The sequence below is a fragment of the Intrasporangium sp. DVR genome, assembly GCF_040365325.1.
Classification (GTDB): domain Bacteria; phylum Actinomycetota; class Actinomycetes; order Actinomycetales; family Dermatophilaceae; genus Intrasporangium.
This window is the reverse complement of sequence record NZ_BAABZW010000019.1, coordinates 12,619-30,149: the sequence shown is the minus strand read 5'-3', so window position 1 is coordinate 30,149 and position 17,531 is coordinate 12,619. Positions and strand designations below refer to the sequence as shown.

16 protein-coding genes and 1 pseudogene are annotated in these 17,531 nt (G+C 71.8%); 15 read left to right on the top strand and 2 right to left on the bottom strand.

The window, feature by feature from the left end:
* Window positions 1–69: 69 nt before the first annotated feature.
* Window positions 70–558 (bottom strand): annotated as a pseudogene (locus ABWV20_RS14160) (GntP family permease); the annotation flags it as partial.
* Between the two features lie 220 nt (window positions 559–778).
* Here ABWV20_RS14160 and ABWV20_RS14155 point away from each other — a divergent pair.
* The 9 genes from ABWV20_RS14155 to ABWV20_RS14115 all read left to right on the top strand — a co-directional run bounded on the left by ABWV20_RS14155 (window position 779) and on the right by ABWV20_RS14115 (window position 10,142).
* Window positions 779–2,875 (top strand): S9 family peptidase, encoded by a 2,097-nt coding sequence (locus ABWV20_RS14155; RefSeq protein WP_353356128.1) that lies wholly within the window; start codon window positions 779–781, stop codon window positions 2,873–2,875.
* Window positions 2,876–3,056: 181 nt separating this feature from the next.
* Window positions 3,057–4,415, top strand: a complete 1,359-nt coding sequence (gene hisD, locus ABWV20_RS14150) for a histidinol dehydrogenase (RefSeq protein ID WP_353356126.1) — start codon at window positions 3,057–3,059, stop codon at window positions 4,413–4,415.
* A complete protein-coding gene (locus ABWV20_RS14145) occupies window positions 4,412–5,575 on the top strand; it encodes a histidinol-phosphate transaminase (RefSeq protein WP_353356124.1) in 1,164 nt (387 codons plus the stop codon). Before hisD ends, ABWV20_RS14145 begins: the two co-directional genes overlap by 4 nt.
* Window positions 5,572–6,180, top strand: a complete 609-nt coding sequence (gene hisB, locus ABWV20_RS14140) for an imidazoleglycerol-phosphate dehydratase HisB (RefSeq protein WP_353356122.1) — start codon at window positions 5,572–5,574, stop codon at window positions 6,178–6,180. The genes ABWV20_RS14145 and hisB overlap by 4 nt, the downstream gene beginning before the upstream one ends.
* Window positions 6,181–6,182: 2 nt before the next feature.
* The gene (gene hisH, locus ABWV20_RS14135) at window positions 6,183–6,827 is read left to right on the top strand and encodes an imidazole glycerol phosphate synthase subunit HisH (protein ID WP_353356120.1); all 645 of its coding nucleotides are present in this window, start codon (window positions 6,183–6,185) and stop codon (window positions 6,825–6,827) included.
* Complete coding sequence (locus ABWV20_RS14130; RefSeq protein WP_353356118.1) at window positions 6,824–7,294, top strand: hypothetical protein; 471 nt, start codon at window positions 6,824–6,826, stop codon at window positions 7,292–7,294. Before hisH ends, ABWV20_RS14130 begins: the two co-directional genes overlap by 4 nt.
* Window positions 7,287–8,030, top strand: coding sequence for a bifunctional 1-(5-phosphoribosyl)-5-((5-phosphoribosylamino)methylideneamino)imidazole-4-carboxamide isomerase/phosphoribosylanthranilate isomerase PriA (gene priA, locus ABWV20_RS14125; RefSeq protein WP_353356116.1), 744 nt, complete (start codon window positions 7,287–7,289; stop codon window positions 8,028–8,030). The genes ABWV20_RS14130 and priA overlap by 8 nt, the downstream gene beginning before the upstream one ends.
* Window positions 8,027–8,845: an SseB family protein gene (locus tag ABWV20_RS14120; protein WP_353356114.1), complete on the top strand. Its 819-nt coding sequence runs from the start codon at window positions 8,027–8,029 to the stop codon at window positions 8,843–8,845. Before priA ends, ABWV20_RS14120 begins: the two co-directional genes overlap by 4 nt.
* 31 nt (window positions 8,846–8,876) lie before the next feature.
* Window positions 8,877–10,142 (top strand): DUF445 domain-containing protein, encoded by a 1,266-nt coding sequence (locus ABWV20_RS14115; protein ID WP_353356112.1) that lies wholly within the window; start codon window positions 8,877–8,879, stop codon window positions 10,140–10,142.
* An 82-nt stretch (window positions 10,143–10,224) separates the two neighbouring features.
* Here ABWV20_RS14115 and ABWV20_RS14110 read toward each other — a convergent pair whose 3' ends face one another.
* Entirely contained in the window at window positions 10,225–12,291 is a 2,067-nt protein-coding gene (locus ABWV20_RS14110) for an elongation factor G-like protein EF-G2 (protein WP_353356110.1), read from the bottom strand.
* A gap of 152 nt (window positions 12,292–12,443) precedes the next feature.
* Between ABWV20_RS14110 and ABWV20_RS14105 the strand changes: the two genes are divergently transcribed.
* From ABWV20_RS14105 to ABWV20_RS14080, 6 genes are all read left to right on the top strand, one after another.
* Entirely contained in the window at window positions 12,444–13,730 is a 1,287-nt protein-coding gene (locus tag ABWV20_RS14105) for an MFS transporter (protein ID WP_353356108.1), read from the top strand.
* Between the two features lie 306 nt (window positions 13,731–14,036).
* Window positions 14,037–14,621 (top strand): translation initiation factor IF-3, encoded by a 585-nt coding sequence (gene infC / locus ABWV20_RS14100; protein ID WP_502901790.1) that lies wholly within the window; start codon window positions 14,037–14,039, stop codon window positions 14,619–14,621.
* Between the two features lie 109 nt (window positions 14,622–14,730).
* Entirely contained in the window at window positions 14,731–14,925 is a 195-nt protein-coding gene (gene rpmI / locus ABWV20_RS14095; protein ID WP_034719222.1) for a 50S ribosomal protein L35, read from the top strand.
* Between the two features lie 104 nt (window positions 14,926–15,029).
* Entirely contained in the window at window positions 15,030–15,416 is a 387-nt protein-coding gene (gene rplT / locus ABWV20_RS14090; RefSeq protein ID WP_353356106.1) for a 50S ribosomal protein L20, read from the top strand.
* 32 nt (window positions 15,417–15,448) lie between these two features.
* Window positions 15,449–16,252 (top strand): TrmH family RNA methyltransferase, encoded by an 804-nt coding sequence (locus tag ABWV20_RS14085; protein ID WP_353356104.1) that lies wholly within the window; start codon window positions 15,449–15,451, stop codon window positions 16,250–16,252.
* Window positions 16,253–16,326: 74 nt separating this feature from the next.
* Window positions 16,327–17,448, top strand: a complete 1,122-nt coding sequence (locus tag ABWV20_RS14080) for a sensor histidine kinase (protein ID WP_353356102.1) — start codon at window positions 16,327–16,329, stop codon at window positions 17,446–17,448.
* Window positions 17,449–17,531: the final 83 nt, after the last annotated feature.

The following is a 17,531-nucleotide window of genomic DNA, read 5'->3' as shown; positions in this document are numbered from 1 at the left end:
GACGAGGAACCGCCGGGCCAGCTGCCGGCTCACGAGGTAGGCGCCGACGTACCAGGCCACCACCGCGACGGGGACCCCGATGAGCAGCGTGATGCCGATGTCGCCGCCCATGAGGTCGGCCGCGGCGACCGGGCCGGGGTGAGGCGGCACGACGGCGTGCATGGCCGCGAAGGCACCGGCGGTCGGCAGGCCGTAGAGCAGGATGGAGCCGCCGAAGCGGCGGGCCACCGTGAAGATGATGGGCAGGAAGACGACGAGGCCGGCGTCGAAGAAGATCGGGAAGCCGAAGGCGAGCGCTGCGACGCCGAGCGCGAAGGGTGCCCGCTTCTCCCCGAACCTCGAGATCAGGGTGTCGGCGAGGACCTGGGCGCCGCCGGTGATCTCGAGGAGGCGTCCGAGCATGACGCCGAAGGCGACGAGCAGCGCCACCGACCCCAGCGTGCTGCTGAAACCGCTGAGCAACGCCTGGGGGATGTCGGCGACCGGGATCCCGGCGGCGATGGCGGTGAGGACGCTGATGAGGACGAGCGACACGAACGCGTGCAGCTTGACCTTCATGATGAGGAAGAGCAGGGCTGCGACGGCCGCGGCGGCGATCAGCAGGAGAACGCCGACGCCGTAGGCCGGTTGGATCGGGTCCATCGGGGCTCCGTCTCACGGTGGGGTGTGATGTCGCTCACCGTACCCGCGGGGGCGTGGGCATCACGGGACGACACGGACGAATGGGACGGGGCCAAGGGGGAGGGGGCACGAACCGGCGAGCGCCTACGATCCTCAAATGCAGAACCCGCCGTCGGCACGTCGTGACCCCGCGCTCCGCGAGCACCATGGTGACCGCTTCGAGGACCCCTACGCCTGGATGGCGGACCGCGAGGACCCGGCGCTCCTCGAGTACCTGGCGGGCGAGAACGCCTACGCCGCCGCTGCGACGGATCACCTGCGCCCGCTGGCCGAGACGATCTACGAGGAGTTCCGCGCCCGCATCCACGAGACCGACCTGTCGGTCCCGGTCCGACACGACCGGTGGTGGTACTACTCGAGGACCGTTGCCGGTGAGCAGTACCCCGTCGAGGGTCGCGTCCTCCTGGCAGCCACACCCGAACGCCCCACCCTGGGGGGCGAGACGGTCCCCGACGGGGAGGAGCTGCTCCTGGATGGGAACGCCGAGGCCCGTGGCCACGACTTCTTCGCCGTCGGCGCCAGTGAGGTCTCCCCTGCGGGGGACCTGCTCGCCTACGGCGTCGACCTCGCCGGTGACGAACGGTATGACGTGCGGGTGCGCCGCATCGCGACCGGCGAGGTCGTCGACGACGCAGTCCGCCGGACAGGGGGCTCCCTGGCCTGGTCCCTCGATGGCCGGCACCTGTTCTACACGCGCGTGGACGAGGCCTGGCGTCCGCACCAGGTGTGGCGGCACGAGCTCGGCACGCCGGCCGCTGACGACGTGCTCGTCCATGACGAGCCGGACGAGCGCTTCTTCGTCGGGGTGAGCGCGTCGCGCGATGACCGGGTGATCGTCATCGGCATCGGGTCGAAGACGACCAACGAGTACCGCCTGCTCGACGCCGCCGACCCGCTGGGGACGCCGCGGGTCGTCGCCACCAGACGGCAGGGTGTCGAGTACGACGTGGAGCCGATCGGCGACGAGCTGCTCATCGTGCACAACGAGCGCCGCACCAACTTCGAGGTCGCGGTCGCCCCGCTGACGTGCACGAGCCATGACGAGTGGCGGCCGCTCGCGGTGACCACCGAGGAGGAGTACGTCACCGGCGTCGACGGGTTCGACGAGTTCATCGCCATCTCCCTGCGGCGCGAGGGCGGGACGGCGGTGCGCATCGTCCTCCGCGACCCGTCGGGCGAGCTGGGGTTCGGGCCGGCCCACGACGTCGAGGTGGGGGAGTCGTTGCCCACGATCCGGGTCGGCGCCAACCCGGAGACCTCGACGCGGACGATCCAGCTCGTGTGGGAGTCGCTCGTGACTCCCCGCACCGTCGTGGACTACGACGTCGTGAGCCACACCGCGACGGTGTTGAAGCAGCAGGAGGTCCGCGGTGGGCACGACCCGGCCGACTACGTGCAGCGGCGTGAGTGGGCGACCGCGCCCGACGGGACCCGGGTGCCGATCTCGGTGGTCCACCACCGGGACACGCCCCTGGACGGTTCGGCGCCGGGACTGCTCCACGGCTACGGCGCCTACGGCATCCCCAGTGACCCCTGGTTCTCCGTGCTCCGCCTGTCGCTGCTCCAGCGCGGTTGGGTCTTCGCCATCGCCCACGTCCGGGGCGGCTCCGAGATGGGCCGGTCCTGGTACGACGACGGCAAGCTCGAGCGCAAGCGCCACACCTTCGAGGACTTCGTCGCCTGCGCCGACCACCTGCGAGAGTCACGGGTCGTCGACCCGGACCGCCTTGCGGCGGAAGGAGGTTCCGCAGGGGGCTTGTTGATGGGCGTGGTGGCCAACGAGGCACCCGACCGGTTCGGCTTCATCCACGCGTCGGTGCCGTTCGTCGACGCGCTGACGACGGTCCTCGACCCGTCCCTGCCGCTCACGGTGATCGAGTGGGAGGAGTGGGGCAACCCGCTGGACGATGCCGACGCCTACGCGTTGATGCGCTCGTACTCTCCCTACGAGAACGTCCGTCCGCAGCGCTACCCCGCCCTGCTCGTCACGACGTCCCTCAACGACACGAGGGTCTACGTGACGGAGCCGGCGAAGTGGGTGGCCGCCCTGCGCGAGGCGACGCGCGACGTGCCGGGGGCGAGGCCGGTCCTCTTCCGCACCGAGATGGCGGCCGGGCACGGCGGCCAGTCCGGTCGCTACGACACGTGGCGCCAGTGGGCCTGGGAGACCGCGGTGCTCATCGACCTCACCTGAGCGGGTGGGCAGGGATCGCACGCGAGCGGGCTGAGCGGCAAACGGCAGCCGTATGCCGCTGGGCTCGCACCCGCGGTTGGGTGGCCTCGGCGCGCGGCGGGGGATGCTCAGCCCGCATCCGGGCGGGCCGCAGCCTGAGACGCGGCGTCCCGCCCCCTGGACGCCTCCTAGACTTGGGCCCATGATGTCCACCCTCGACCTGCGCGGACGCACGCTCGACGTGCGCTTCCTGCGCGGGGCGCTGCCCCGAGCCGAGTTCGACGTCACGGCCGCCCTCGAGCAGGTGCGGCCGATCTGTGCGGACGTCGAGCATCGCGGCGCCGAGGCGTTGCGCGATCTGGGGGAGCGGTTCGACGGCGTGCGGCCGGCGCAGCTGCGCGTCCCGGGAGAGGTCCTGCGGGCCGTCCTCGACCAGCTGGCGCCCGAGCTGCGCGCCGCGCTCGAGGAGTCGATCCGCCGGGCGCGACTCGTCCACGCCGACCAGCGTCGCTCCGACACGACCACCCAGGTCGTCCCGGGTGGGAGGGTCACCGAGCGCTGGGTGCCGGTCGACCGGGTCGGGCTGTACGTGCCCGGTGGTCTCGCCGTGTACCCGAGCAGCGTGGTGATGAACGTCGTGCCCGCCCAGCTCGCGGGAGTCGGCTCAATCGCGGTCACGTCGCCGCCCCAGCGGGAGAACACGGGTGCCTTCGCCGGCTACCCCAACCCCACGATCCTGGCCACCTGCGCCCTCCTGGGCGTCGACGAGGTCTACGCAGTCGGCGGTGCGCAGGCGGTCGCGATGTTCGCCTACGGCTTCGTCGACGAGGACGACGTCCGCGACGGGGCGCCTGTCGTGTGCGAGCCCGTGTCGATGGTGACGGGCCCCGGCAACATCTGGGTCGTCGCGGCCAAGCGCCTGCTCAAGGGCCTCATCGGCATCGACGCCGAGGCAGGGCCGACGGAGATCGCCGTCCTCGCCGACGAGACGGCCGACGCCGAGCACGTCGCCGCCGACCTGATCAGCCAGGCCGAGCACGACCCGCTCGCCGCCTCGGTGCTCGTCACCGACAGCGAGCAGCTGGCGGCAGCTGTCGCGGAGTCGCTCGCCCGCCGGGTGCCGGCGACGAAGCACGCCGAGCGGGTCGCGACGGCGCTGAGCGGCACCCAGTCGCGCATCGTCCTCGTCGACGACCTCGACGCCGGGCTGGCCGTCGTCAACGCCTACGCAGCCGAGCACCTCGAGATCCAGACCCGTGAGGCGGCGGCCGTGGCGGCAGGCGTCCGCAACGCCGGCGCGGTCTTCGTCGGGCCGTTCTCTCCCGTGAGCCTGGGTGACTACGCCGCCGGGTCCAACCACGTGCTGCCGACCGCCGGGTGTGCCACCCACTCGAGCGGGTTGTCCGTCCAGTCCTTCCTCCGCGGCATCCACGTCGTCGAGTACGACGAGCCTGCCCTGCGGGAGGTGGCCGGCCACGTCGTCACGCTGGCCCAGGCCGAGGACCTGCCGGCGCACGCCCAAGCGGTGACGGCGCGCTTCGGCGACGAGGTGCCCGGATGAGCGAGGTCGATCGGCTGCTCCGACCGGACCTGCGCGGGCGCACCGCCTACGGTGCCCCCCAGCTCGACGTGCCGGTGTGCCTCAACACGAACGAGAGCTCCTACCCCGTGCCTCCCGTCGTCGTGCACGCGGCCCTCGAGGCGCTCGAAGGCGACCTGGCCGGGCTCAACCGCTATCCCGACCGCGAGTTCACCGACCTGCGCAAGGCCCTCAGCGCCTACCTCGAGAAGCAGGCCGGCGTGTCGGTGACACCCGAGCAGGTCTGGGCGGGCAACGGCTCCAACGAGGTGCTCTCCCACGTCGTCCAGGCCTTCGGTGGCCCGGGCCGCACCGCGCTCGGCTTCACGCCGAGCTACTCGATGCACCCGATCATCACCGAGACCCTCGGTACGACGTGGGTCGACGGGCTGCGGGAGTCCGAGACCTTCGAGCTGACGGTCGAGTCCGCAGCGACCCAGGCGAGTGCGCACGACCCCTCGGTCGTCTTCCTCTGCTCACCGAACAACCCGACCGGCACGGCGCTGCCGTTCGACGTCATCGGCGCGGTGCTCGACGCGGCCCCGAACGCCGTGGTCGTCGTCGACGAGGCCTACGCCGAGTTCGCCCGACCGGGCACGCCGAGCGCCCTGACGCTGCTCGGGGACCACCCACGGCTCGTCGTGACCCGCACGATGAGCAAGGCGTTCGCCTTCGCCGGAGGGCGCCTCGGCTACCTGGTCGCGTCCGCCGAGCTCGTCGACGCCCTCCGCCTCGTCCGCCTGCCCTACCACCTGTCCACGCAGACGCAGACGATCGCGCGGGTCGCGCTCGAGCACGCCGACCTGATGCTCTCGGCGGTCGAGGCGATCAAGGCGGAGCGCGACCGCATCGTCAGCGGGCTCCGGCAGCTCGGGGCGACCCCGGTGGACAGCGACGCCAACTTCGTCCTCTTCGGGGGCCTGCTCGACGAGAAGGCGACCTGGCAGGCGCTGCTCGACGGCGGGATCCTCGTGCGCGACGTCGGCATCCGGCACCACCTGCGTGTGACGGCGGGCACCCTCGAGGAGACGACGCGCTTCCTCGACGCGATGGCCGACCTCGCCCCGACGCACGTCGGAGCACTGACCACCCCGAGCACGGTCGCGCCGACGACCTTCGAGACCGGAGAAGACGACGCATGACAGCTGCCAGCCGCACGGCCACGATCAGCCGGACGACGAAGGAGTCGTCGATCGAGCTGACCCTCGACCTCGACGGGACCGGCGACGCCGACGTCTCGACCGGCGTTCCCTTCTTCGACCACATGCTGGCCTCGTTCGCCAAGCACTCCCTGATCGACCTCACGGTCAAGGCGACGGGGGACATCGACGTCGACGTCCACCACACCGTCGAGGACACCGCGATCGTCCTCGGCCAGGCGTTGCGAGAGGCGCTCGGTGACAAGTCGGGGATCTCCCGTTTCGGTGACGCCACCGTGCCGCTGGACGAGGCCCTCGTCCAGGCCGTCGTCGACGTGGCCGGCCGGCCCTACGTCGTCCACGAGGGCGAGCCGGACGGGCAGCAGTACGTCCTCATCGGCGGCCACTTCACCGGTTCGATGACCCGGCACGTCTTCGAGTCCCTGGCCCACCAGGCGGGGCTGTGCCTGCACGTCCGGGTGCTCGCCGGCCGCGACCCGCACCACATCGTCGAGGCGCAGTTCAAGGCCGTCGCCCGCGCCCTGCGTGCTGCCGTCGCCCGCGACGCCCGCGTCCACGGCATCCCGAGTGCCAAGGGGGCTCTCTGAGCATGGCGCCCTCACCCCGCGTCGTCGTCCTCGACTACGGCAGCGGCAACGTCCGCTCCGCCGTGCGGGCCCTCGAGCGCGTCGGGGCCGAGGTCGAGCTGACCGCCGATCCCGTGACCGCGCTGGAGTGTGACGGTCTCTTCGTGCCCGGCGTCGGCAACTTCCACGCGTGCATGGCCGGCCTGCGGGCCGCCCACGGCCCCCGGGTGATCGGTCGCCGCCTGAGCGGGGGCCGGCCCGTGCTCGGCGTCTGTGTCGGCATGCAGGTCATGTTCGACGGCTCCACCGAGCCGTCCGACCGGCCCGAACCCGGCCTCTCCGAGTGGCCCGGAACCGTCGAGCGGCTCCCCGCGGCGATCGTGCCGCACATGGGCTGGTCGCCGGTCGAGGTGGGGGAGCAATCCCGTCTGTTCGCCGGCGTCGAGCACGAGCGCTTCTACTTCGTCCACTCCTACGCAGTGCAGCAGTGGCAGCTCGAGGCGACGGGCGCCTTCGCGGTCGTGGCCCCGACCGTCACCTGGGCCGAGCACGGGGCGAGGTTCGTTGCGGCGGTCGAGAACGGCCCGCTCAGCGCGACCCAGTTCCACCCCGAGAAGTCCGGGGAGGCCGGCCTGCACCTGCTCGAGAACTGGGTCCGCACCCTGTGAGCGCCGCGACCCGCAAGTCCCCGCGACGACGTCCCGCGTCACCGAGCGGTCCGGCCAGGGGGCCGGCCGCGGGGACGCGCAACCGTGCGACCCGCGGTCGCACGACGCGCCGGCGACGGGCGACCACGAGCCGCCCGAGACGGCGACGCCGGCCGACGCTGCCGGCCACCTTCGGCGCGGCCTTGGGAGCCCTGCTCGTCACCCTGGTCCTCGACACGTCGTGGCCGGTCCGCCTCGGCCTTCTCGCAGTGGTCCTCGTCGTCGGCCTGGGGGTGCTGCTCTGGCAGTCCCGGAGGGCGCAGCCCGAGATCGAGTCCCGGAGGGCGCAGCCCGAGATCGAGTCCCGGAGGGCGCAGCCCGACGCCGCGAAGCCGGCCACCACGGACGGCGGGGTGACCCGCGAAGCCGGCCCGGCGGCATACAATCCCAATCCGACTGACCCCCAAGGAGACCCGACCGATGATTGACCTGGCCCGACTCGAGCTCCTTCCGGCCGTCGACATCGCCGGGGGACAGGCCGTTCAGCTCGTCCAGGGCGTCGCCGGCAGCGGCGGGCAGTTCGGCGACCCGTGGGACGCCGCGAAGGCCTGGCAGGACCAGGGCGCGGAGTGGATCCACCTCGTCGACCTCGATGCGGCCTTCGGACGCGGCAGCAACCGCGAGCTCATCGACTCGATCGTCGGACGGCTCGACATCGACGTCGAGCTCTCCGGCGGCATCCGCGACTCCGACTCCCTCGCGGCGGCGCTCGCGACCGGCTGCCGCCGGGTCAACATCGGCACGGCCGCCCTCGAGGACCCGGAGTGGACGGCGCAGATCATCGCCGAGCACGGCGACCGCATCGCCATCGGCCTCGACGTGCGTGGCACGACCCTGGCGGCCCGTGGCTGGACCCGCGAGGGCGGCGACCTCTGGGAGACGATCCAGCGGCTCGACGGGGAGGGCTGCACGCGCTACGTCGTCACGGACGTCAACAAGGACGGGATGCTCCAGGGGCCCAACGTCGACCTGCTCCGCCAGGTGTGCGAGCGGACCGAGCGGCCGGTCGTCGCCTCGGGCGGAGTCTCGACCCTCGATGACATCAGGGTCATCCGCGGGCTCGTGCCTGTGGGCGTGGAGGGAGCGATCATCGGCTCGGCGCTGTACCGCGGCGCCTTCACGCTCCCCGACGCTCTCGACGTGGCGGGACGGCCCCCGCGGTGACCCTCCCGCACGACGGGACCGCCGGGCTGCAGCGCGCCCGGCAGCACGGCCACGTCGACGACGAGGGCAGGCCGTCCGACTCCGTCGGCCAGGCCTGGGCGGGCAAGACGATCCCCGTCCAAGGATTCGCCGACGACCGCGGCGACGCCGACCCCGGGGTCATCACGGCGCTGCGGTCGTGCGCTGGGCATCCGACGCCGGACGCGGAGGTCGAGCTCATGGCCCGGGTGGCCGTGGCGCGCTGGCTCGTCCCGGTCGTCGCGGTCCCGACCGAGGTCGACGAGACCGGGGGCCTGGTCACCGACACGCGGAGTGAGATGGCGGCGGTGGTCCTGACCGCACCCGACGGTCGGCGTGCCCTCCCGATGTTCACCTCGCTCGAGTCGCTCGCGGCGTGGGACCCCGAGGCGCGTCCGGTGCCCGTGCCCGCCTCCTCCGCTGCGCAGTCCGCCATCACCGAGTCCTGCGACGCTCTCCTCGTGGACGTCTCGTCACCCCACGCCGTGGTGCTCCGGGCCAGCATGCTGTGGGCGCTGGCCCAAGATCGACCGTGGCTGCCCGCGCACCTCGACGACCACGTCGCCCGAGCGATCCGGGCAGCGGTCGCGGACGAGCCGTTCGTCGCCGCCCACCGCGTCGAGGCGGGCGAGCCGTTGGGTGCCGGCGTGCTCCGCGTGGTTCTGGAGCTGCCGAGCGGGCTCGACGAGCCCGCCGTCAGCGCGCTGGCGACACGCGTCGGGGAGCGGATCGCGACGGACGGTGAGGCGCGTGCGAGGATCGATGCCCTGACGTTCGCCCTCGAAGCCGCCACCTGACGGGCGGCCCGACCCTCGCGAGGAGGCCACCGTGAGCGGGACTCTCGGCTTCGTCGTCGACCCGGTCGTCGACGCCCAGCGGCGTCGTGACCTGCGCCAGATGCGGATGGTGGCGACGGGGCTGCTCGTCGTCGCAGCCATCGTCTACGTGCTCACCCGCGGGCACGAGGACGGTCTCCTCGGTTTCGTCAACGCCGGCGCGGAGGCCTCGATGGTCGGGGCGTGCGCCGACTGGTTCGCCGTGACCGCGCTCTTCCGGCACCCGCTCGGCCTGCCCATCCCGCACACGGCGCTCATCCCACGCAAGAAGGAGATGATCGGCCGGAGCCTCGAGGAGTTCGTCGGCGAGAACTTCCTCCACGAGGAGATCATCCGCGAGCGCGTTCTCGATGCCGAGCCCACCCGGCGCGCCGCGGAGTGGGTCCTCACGGACCACCATGCCAGACGTCTGGTCAACGAGGTCGCGACCGTCGGCGCCCACGCCCTGCACCGCATCCCGGACAGCGACGTGCAGGCCGTCATCGAGCAGGCGGTTCTGCCCCGGCTCATGGGGGAGCCGATCAGCTCGCTCGCAGGCGGCCTCCTCGAGCAGGTCGTCCGCGACGACTCGCACGCCGGTCTCGTCGACCTCGCGCTCGACGAGGGGTCCGTCTGGCTCGTCGCCAACGAGGACCTCTTCGAGTCGCTGATCACCCAGCGCGCCCCGTCATGGGTGCCGGACGCCCTCAACGACCTCGTCGCCCGGCGGATCCACACGGAGGCGCTCAAGTGGCTGGCCGACATCCGACGCGACCCCAGGCACGACGTGCGCATCGCGCTCGACAAGCTCCTCACCGACCTGGCCGACAACCTCCAGCACGACCCGGTGACCCAGGAGCGGGCCGAGCGGCTCAAGGAGCGCTGGCTGTCCCATCCGCAGGTGTCCGTGACGGCGATGTCGCTGTGGCAGTCGTTCCGGGGCGTCGCGATCGCGGCCCTCGAGGACGTCGACGGACCGGTGCGGGCGCGCGGCATCGAGGAGGTCACCCGGCTCGCGCAGCGGCTCCTCGACGACCAGGCGCTGCGCGACCGCATCGACGGCAGGATCTCCGACGCTGTCGTCTACGGCGTGCAGCGCTACGGCACCGAGCTGACCCGCGTCATCAGCCACACGGTTGACCGGTGGGACGGGCGCGAGACCGCCGAGCGCGTGGAGCTGCAGGTGGGCCGGGACCTCCAGTTCATCCGCATCAACGGCACGCTCGTCGGCGGCCTCATCGGTGTGCTGATCCACGCCGTGTCGATCGCGATTCCCTGACCGGGCGCGTCGGCCGGCGCGCACGACCGGGTCGTATGCCGCTGGGCCCGGTCGCGCGCCCGGGCCCAGCGAACGCTCGGGCTCAGGCCTTGAGCAGCTCCTTGGCCTTGTCCGGGGGGATCAGGTCGTGGCGCACGGGCTCGCGCACGAAGGAGCCGGTGCCGTGGGAGACCGACCGCAGGTCGATGGCGTAGCGCGACAGCTCCGACGCGGGGACCTCGGCGTGGACGGTCGTCCACCCCTGCTCGTCAGCCGGCTCGGTGCCCACGACCTGTCCACGCCTGCCGCGCAGGTCGGCCATCACGGCGCCGAGGTACTCGTCGGCGATGGTGATGTCCACCTTGTCGATCGGCTCGAGCAGGGCGACCGTGGACTCGTTCGCGGCCTCCTTCAAGGCCAGTGCAGCGGCCGTCTGGAAGGCGACGTCGGACGAGTCCACCGAGTGGGCCTTGCCGTCGACCAGCGTGACCCGGACATCGACGACGGGATGGCCCGTGAGCAGGCCCTTCTCGAGCTGTGCGCGGGCGCCCTTCTCCACCGAGGGGATGAACTGTCGGGGCACCGAACCGCCCACGACCTTGTCGACGAACTCGAAGCCGCTGCCCCGGGGCAGTGGCTCGATCTCGATCTGGCACACGGCGTACTGCCCGTGGCCACCGGACTGCTTGACGTGGCGGCCCTGGGCGGCGACCTTGCGGATGAAGGTCTCGCGCAGCGCCGTCCGGTAGGGCTCCGCCTCGACACTGACGCCGTAGCGCTCGGACAGCTGCGCGATGAGGTCGTCCACGTGCGCCTGGCCCATCGTCCACAGCACCACTTGGTCGGTCTCGGCAGCGTGCTCCATGCGCACGGTGACGTCTTCGGCGACGAGCCGTTGCAACGCGCCGGCGAGCTTGTCCTCGTCGGACTTCGTCACGGCCTTGATGGCGACGGGCAGCTGTGGCTCTGGGAGCAGCCAGGGGGCGACGACAGCGGGGCGGTCCGTCGATGAGAGGGTGTCCGACGTCTCGGCGCGGGTGAGCTTCGAGACGAGGGCGAGGTCCCCGGCTATCGCCGTGCCGCGCGGTCGGTGGGAGTCGAGGAACGGGGCCGCGAGAGGACCCACTCTCTCGTCGTCGTCGTGTGACGGGTGGCCGGCGACCTCGTGGCCGACGAAGTCGCCCATGTGGCCCGAGACGTGGACGGTGTCGTCGACGCGCAACGTGCCCGAGAAGACCCGGACGAGCGACAGCCGCCCGACGTAGGGGTCGGTCGTCGTTCGGACCACCTCGGCGACGAGCGGGGCGTCCGGGTCGCACCGGACCTCGTTGATCGCACCGCCGGCCGGGGTGGTGACCTGTGGCAGCGGGTGGACCGTGGGGTCCGGGAAGGCTCGCTCGATGAGGTTGAGCAGCTCCTCGACACCGGCTCCGGTCAGGGGCGACACGGGAAGGATCGGGAAGAAGGTGCCGCGGACGATGGCGGTGCGCAGGTCCTCGAGGATCGCTGCCGTGTCCATGGCCTCGCCCTCGAGGTATCGGTCGAGCAGCGACGCGTCCTCGGACTCCTCGATGACCGACTCGATGAGTGCGTGGCGGGCGTCCTGGTGCTCGTCCGTGGACAGGTCCTCGTCGGATCCGGTGATGAGGCCGACCACCGCGGACAGCTCGCCGGCCTCGAGCACGGGCCAGTGCGTGGCGCGGGCGTCGCCGAAGGTGCGCCGACACGTCTCGACGGTGCTGCCGAAGTCGGCGCGGGGCTGGTCGAGGTGGGTCACGACGACGGCCCTGGGCATCCCCACGGCAGCGCACTCGCGCCAGAGCAGCGAGACGGGCCGGTCGATCTCGTCGGCACCCGAGACGACGAAGATCGCCGCGTCGGCGGCGCGCAGACCCGCTCGGAGCTCACCGACGAAGTCGGGGTAGCCGGGGGTGTCGAGGAGGTTCAGGGACGTGCCGTTCGAGTCGAACGATGCAGCCGTGAGGGTCGACGTGCGTACGTGACCATTCGTCGACACGCGCTGCCCGGGGATGCGGGCGGCCACGAGAGCCTCGAAGAGTGCCGTCTTGCCGGCCCCGCCGGGTCCGACGAGCACGACATTGCGGATGTCCTGCGGCGAGGCGGGGTTGGGTGCCGCAGGGAGGTCTGATCTGCCGGTTTGTCTCGCCATGTCCCCACCCAACTCCTGTTCATCGCCGCTCACAAGAGCCAGGCCGGTGATCTGCTGTGATCTAGGAGTCACCCGCCTCAGCAGGATCCGACGAGGATCTTCGATGTCGAAATCCGGCTGCGGGGAGGGGGTGGGGGTGCTTCGCTGGTGTCGTGAACGTAGGCGGCTACCGAGACGTGCTGGCGATCCGCGACACCAGGCGGATGCTGCTGCTCGGCCTCCTCGTGCGTGTGCCGCTCTTCGCCGGCATGGTCCTGCTCACCCTCCACGTCGTCACGTCCCTCGGACGCACGTATGGCCAGGCGGGACTCGTGACCGCCGCCTCGACCGTGGCGGTCGCCGTCTCAGGGCCCTGGCGCGGCCGGCTCCTCGACCGCATCGGGCTGCGGCGCACGGTCGGCCCCTCGATCGTCGTCCAGGTCGTCTGCTGGTCCATCGCGCCGTGGGTGGACTACGCGCCCCTCATCGCCCTGGCGGCCCTCGCCGGCCTGTTCGTCGTCCCGACGTTCTCGATCCTGCGCCAGGTGATCCTGCGCTCCGCTCCCGTCGCGCAGCGACGCACGGCACTCTCGCTCGACTCCGCTGCGACCGAGCTGTCCTTCATGGCCGGGCCCGCTCTCGGGGTGTGGCTGGCCACCACGTGGGACACCGGCTGGGCCCTGTTCGCCTGTCAGATGGCGTCGGCGGCAGCAAGTCTCGCCATCTGGGTCGTCAACCCCGCGCTGACCTCGGCCGCTCCCACTGCCGGGGCGGGGGAGGCCTCGGCTCAGGCCGGCGCGGACCCGGGGGCGGACGCGGCGGCTCCGACCCGCCGGGCCATCCGCGGCTTCATCACGCTGCCGGTCGCCGTCGTCTACCTCGCCGCGGCCGCGACGACGACCGTGCTGACGGGCACCGACGTCGGCGTGGTCGCCGCGCTGCGCGATTTCCAGCGACCCGAGTCGATCGGCTGGGTCCTCGCGCTCTGGGGGGCCGGGTCACTGCTCGGTGGGCTCGTCTACGGTGCCTGGCACCGGTCCTTCTCGGTCTTCTGGCTCCTCGGCGGCCTCGCCGTCACGACGGCTCCGGTGGCGCTGGCGGCCGGGGTGCCCAGCTTCGCCGTCCTCATCACCATCTGCGGTGTCCTCTGCGCGCCGACCATCACCGCGACGGTCGAGCAGCTGAGCCGACTCGTTCCGGAGAGCTCCCGCGGGGAGATGATGGGCTGGCACGGGTCAGCGATGACCGCCGGGTCCGCCCTCGGCGCGCCGCTCGCCGGGTTCGCGATCGACCACGGCGGCTGGCAGTGGGGCTTCCTGACGGTGTCCGCGATCGGCCTCGCCGTTGCCCTGGCCGGCGCGTCGACCACGCGGCCGCGAGGCCGGGCGCTGCCCGCCTCGGCCGGCGGCGGTGACGCCGATTCGGTTGTGACCGTCCCGGCTGCTAATCTTGAGCACTGACCAGACATCCCCTCGCGCCAGCGGGTGGGTGACGTGCAAGAGAAGCTCGCTTCCACCCGCGTCGACCACCAGGTCGCCGGGTCCAGGTCCGCGCGGCAGGCGCCCTCCTTCGGGAGGTGCGGCACCGCGCCGTATGTCGCGCAGGCAACTCAGCGGCATACGACACCTAGGGCTCCTCGTGCACTCGCGAGGAGCCTTTTTCCGTTGCGGTCGGTCGGTCAGCACGGTCAGCCAGTCACTCGAGCTTAGGAGCACCACATCAGCGAGCCTCGCATCAACGAGCGCATCCGGGTCCCGGAAGTGCGCTTGGTTGGCCCCAATGGTGAGCAGGTCGGCATCGTGCGCGTCGAGGACGCGCTGCGTCTGGCTGAGGAGGCCAATCTCGACCTCGTCGAGGTGGCCCCCATGGCCAAGCCTCCGGTCGCCAAGCTCATGGACTTCGGAAAGTTCAAGTACGAAGCCGCCATGAAGGCACGGGAAGCGCGCAAGAACCAGGTCAACACCGTCATCAAGGAGATCAAGCTCCGACCCAAGATCGACCCGCACGACTACGGCACCAAGCGCGGCCACGTCGAGCGGTTCCTCAAGGCCGGTGACAAGGTCAAGGTGACGATCATGTTCCGCGGGCGGGAGCAGTCCCGACCCGAGCTCGGTCGCCGACTGCTCGAGCGCCTCGCGGACGACATCGCGGAGCTCGGCTACGTCGAGTCCGCCCCCAAGCAGGACGGGCGAAACATGATCATGGTGATCGGCCCGACGAAGAAGAAGGCCGAGGCCAAGGCCGAGCAGCGCCGGGCCCGCGACCGCAGTGCGGCCGAGGGTCCACGCGTGGCGAGCGAGGACGAGGCACCAGCAGCGACCGAGGAGTCGGCGGCTTCAGCCGCCGAGTGAACGGCGCCCCACAGACGTTCCACCCCCGGTGGGCCGCCCACGCGGTGCCACCCCGAGAGTCCACGTACGCCCGCGTACGCCTGGCACGACACGAAGGAGATCGGCGACCATGCCGAAGATGAAGACGCACAGCGGTGCGAAGAAGCGCTTCCGCCTGACGGGCAAGGGCAAGGTCATGCGTGAGCAGGCCGGCGGTCGCCACCTGCTCGAGCGCAAGTCCTCGCGGTACACCCGCCGGATCGCGAACGACGTCGAGGTCGCCCCCGCGGACGCCAAGAAGGTCAAGAAGCTCCTCGGCAAGTGAGCCGAGACGCCACCCCACCAGCATCGCGCTGAGCGGCCGACCCCTCTGGGACTCGGTCAAGCCAGCAGCACCGAAGTGTGTTCAAGTAACGAAGGAGTGTTCACGTGGCACGCGTGAAGCGGGCGGTCAACGCCCAGAAGAAGCGTCGCGTCGTCCTCGAACGGGCGAGCGGCTACCGCGGTCAGCGGTCCCGTCTGTATCGCAAGGCGAAGGAGCAGGTCACCCACTCGCTCGGCTACGCCTACCGCGACCGACGCGCGAAGAAGGGTGACTTCCGTCGCCTGTGGATCCAGCGGATCAACGCCGCCGCCCGGGCCAACGGCATGACCTACAACCGGTTCATGCAGGGCCTCAAGGCTGCTGGCGTCGAGGTCGACCGCAAGATCCTCGCCGACCTCGCCGTCAACGACGCGCCGGCCTTCGCCGCGCTCGTCGAGGTCTCCCGCGCGAACGTCCCGGTGGTCGAGAAGGCCGCCGAGGGCGCTGCCTGACCGGCCCCCCCGTTCGAGCACCGGGACGCCCCGTGCTGACCAACCCGCGATCTGATCGCGTCAAGGCAGTGCGGGCGCTGTCCCGGCGCTCGGTGCGTTCGCGGACGGGGCTGTTCCTCGCCGAGGGCCCGCAGGCCGTTCGGGAGGCGGTGCGCTTCGCCCCCGACCAGGTCCCTGACGTGTACGTCACCGCCGAGGCCGCCGAACGCCACCCTGAGATCGTCGCCGCCGCCGAGGCGGGCGGCCTGTTCCTCCACGAGGTGAGCCCCGAGGTGCTCGAGGCCATGTGCGATGCCGACCACCCACAGGGGGTCGTCGCCGTATGCCGCTGGGCTGAGCCGGCGCTCGACGTCGCCCTCGGTGCCCTACCGCCCGACGCGGTGGTCTGCGTCCTCACGAACGTTCGTGACCCCGGGAACGCGGGCACGGTGATCCGGGGCGCCGACGCTGCCGGCGCCGACCTGGTCGTCCTCAGTGACTCCAGCGTCGACGTGCGCAGCCCGAAGGTGGTCCGGTCGTCCGTCGGCTCGCTCTGGCACCTGCCGATCGTCACGGGGGTGCCCATCCCGGTGATCCTGGACGCGCTGCGGGCGCGTGGGATCCGACTGCTCGCGGCAGACGGATCGGGCGCCACGGTGCTCCCGGAGGCCGATCTGGCCCGGCCGCACGCGTGGGTCCTGGGCAACGAGGCGTGGGGCCTCGAGCCGGAGGTGCGGGACGCGTGCGACGAGGTGGTCCGGGTGCCGATCCACGGCCGTGCCGAGTCGCTCAACCTCGCGATGGCCGCCACCCTGTGCCTCTACGCCTCGGCCGCGGCTCGCGACGCGCGCCGGTGAGTGCCGGCTCGTCAGAGCGCGCCCGACCCGCCTGACCTCCCGTCGGGCCCCGGTGCGTGGTTATCCTTCGCAGCATGGGCTCCGGTGACGACGGTCAGGTGACAGCCCTACCTGCCTCGCCCGCCTCGACGGCGACCGCAGCCTCGCTGGGGGAGCTGCTGCCGGACGGACTGGTTGTCGTGAGCGGTGACGGGGCCGTCCGTTTCGTCAACCAGGAAGCCTGCCGCATCCTCGACTGCGAGGTCGAGGACCTCCTCGGTGGGACGGTCACCGAGGTGCTGCCGCTCACGGACCGGGACGGCCGGGACTGGTGGGAGGAGCCGACTCCCTGGAACGCCCCGAGCACTCGGACGCGTCGCCGGGAGAAGCTGCTCGTGGGTCCGGACGGCCGGGACGTGCTGGTCACCGCGCGGTACATCCGCTCCCCGACGGGGCATCTCGAGCGGGTTCTCGTCGGCCTTCGTGATGCCGAGGCCCGGCTGCGCGCCGAGCGGGACCAGGCCACCGTCCTGTCGACCGTGGCCCATGAGCTGCGCGCCCCGCTCACCTCGGTGACCGGCTTCACGAGCAGCCTGCTGCGGCGCTGGGACCGCTTCACGGATGAGCAGAAGCGCCTCATGATCGAGACGATCGAGTCGGACGCCAGTCGACTGACCCGGCTCATCACGGAGCTGCTCGACATCTCGCGCCTCGACTCCGACAGCCTCACCCTGCGCCTGGCGCCCGTCGACCTCCATGACGTGCTCGCCACGCACGTCAGCCGGCACGAGCTGAGCCGCACCGCGGGCCAGGTGGTGCTGTCCCTCGGACCGCTCGCGCAGGAGCGGGGCCTGCCCGAGGTCTGGGCCGACGCAGACCGCCTCCAGCAGGTGTTCTTCAACCTCATCGAGAACGCCCTGCGTCACGGAGAGGCCCCGGTCACGGTGACCCTCGACCTCGACGGACCCACCGGCGACTGGGTCCTCGTGCTCGTCGACGACGAGGGAGGGGGAATCGCCGAGGAGGACCGGGACAAGGTGTTCGGACGGTTCTGGAGGGGGTCCGACGGATCGACCACGGGTCTTGGCCTCTACGTCGTCCGCGGACTCGTCGAGGCCCACGGGGGCACCGTCGCGGTGGAGTCCAGCCCGGCCGGCGGCGCTCGGTTCGCCGTGCGGTTGCCCGGCGGTGTGCCGGACGCCGTCGCCCTGCCCTGAGTGCTGCGGCTCGACTCGGGTGGTCGCCCCTAGACTGGACCACGCCGCCGCCCCGCCGTCCGTGTGAGGCGGCCCCTCGATGA

Bases quoted from the DNA above. Each gene is read 5' to 3' on its own strand.
- hisH (WP_353356120.1), top strand. From the start codon at position 6,183: ATGGCGCCCTCACCCCGCGTCGTCGTCCTCGACTACGGCAGCGGCAAC.
- priA (WP_353356116.1), top strand. From the start codon at position 7,287: ATGATTGACCTGGCCCGACTCGAGCTCCTTCCGGCCGTCGACATCGCC.
- rpmI (WP_034719222.1), top strand. From the start codon at position 14,731: ATGCCGAAGATGAAGACGCACAGCGGTGCGAAGAAGCGCTTCCGCCTG.
- hisB (WP_353356122.1), top strand. From the start codon at position 5,572: ATGACAGCTGCCAGCCGCACGGCCACGATCAGCCGGACGACGAAGGAG.
- ABWV20_RS14155 (WP_353356128.1), top strand. From the start codon at position 779: ATGCAGAACCCGCCGTCGGCACGTCGTGACCCCGCGCTCCGCGAGCAC.
- hisD (WP_353356126.1), top strand. From the start codon at position 3,057: ATGATGTCCACCCTCGACCTGCGCGGACGCACGCTCGACGTGCGCTTC.
- ABWV20_RS14080 (WP_353356102.1), top strand. From the start codon at position 16,327: ATGGGCTCCGGTGACGACGGTCAGGTGACAGCCCTACCTGCCTCGCCC.
- ABWV20_RS14110 (WP_353356110.1), bottom strand. From the start codon at position 12,291: ATGGCGAGACAAACCGGCAGATCAGACCTCCCTGCGGCACCCAACCCC.
- ABWV20_RS14145 (WP_353356124.1), top strand. From the start codon at position 4,412: ATGAGCGAGGTCGATCGGCTGCTCCGACCGGACCTGCGCGGGCGCACC.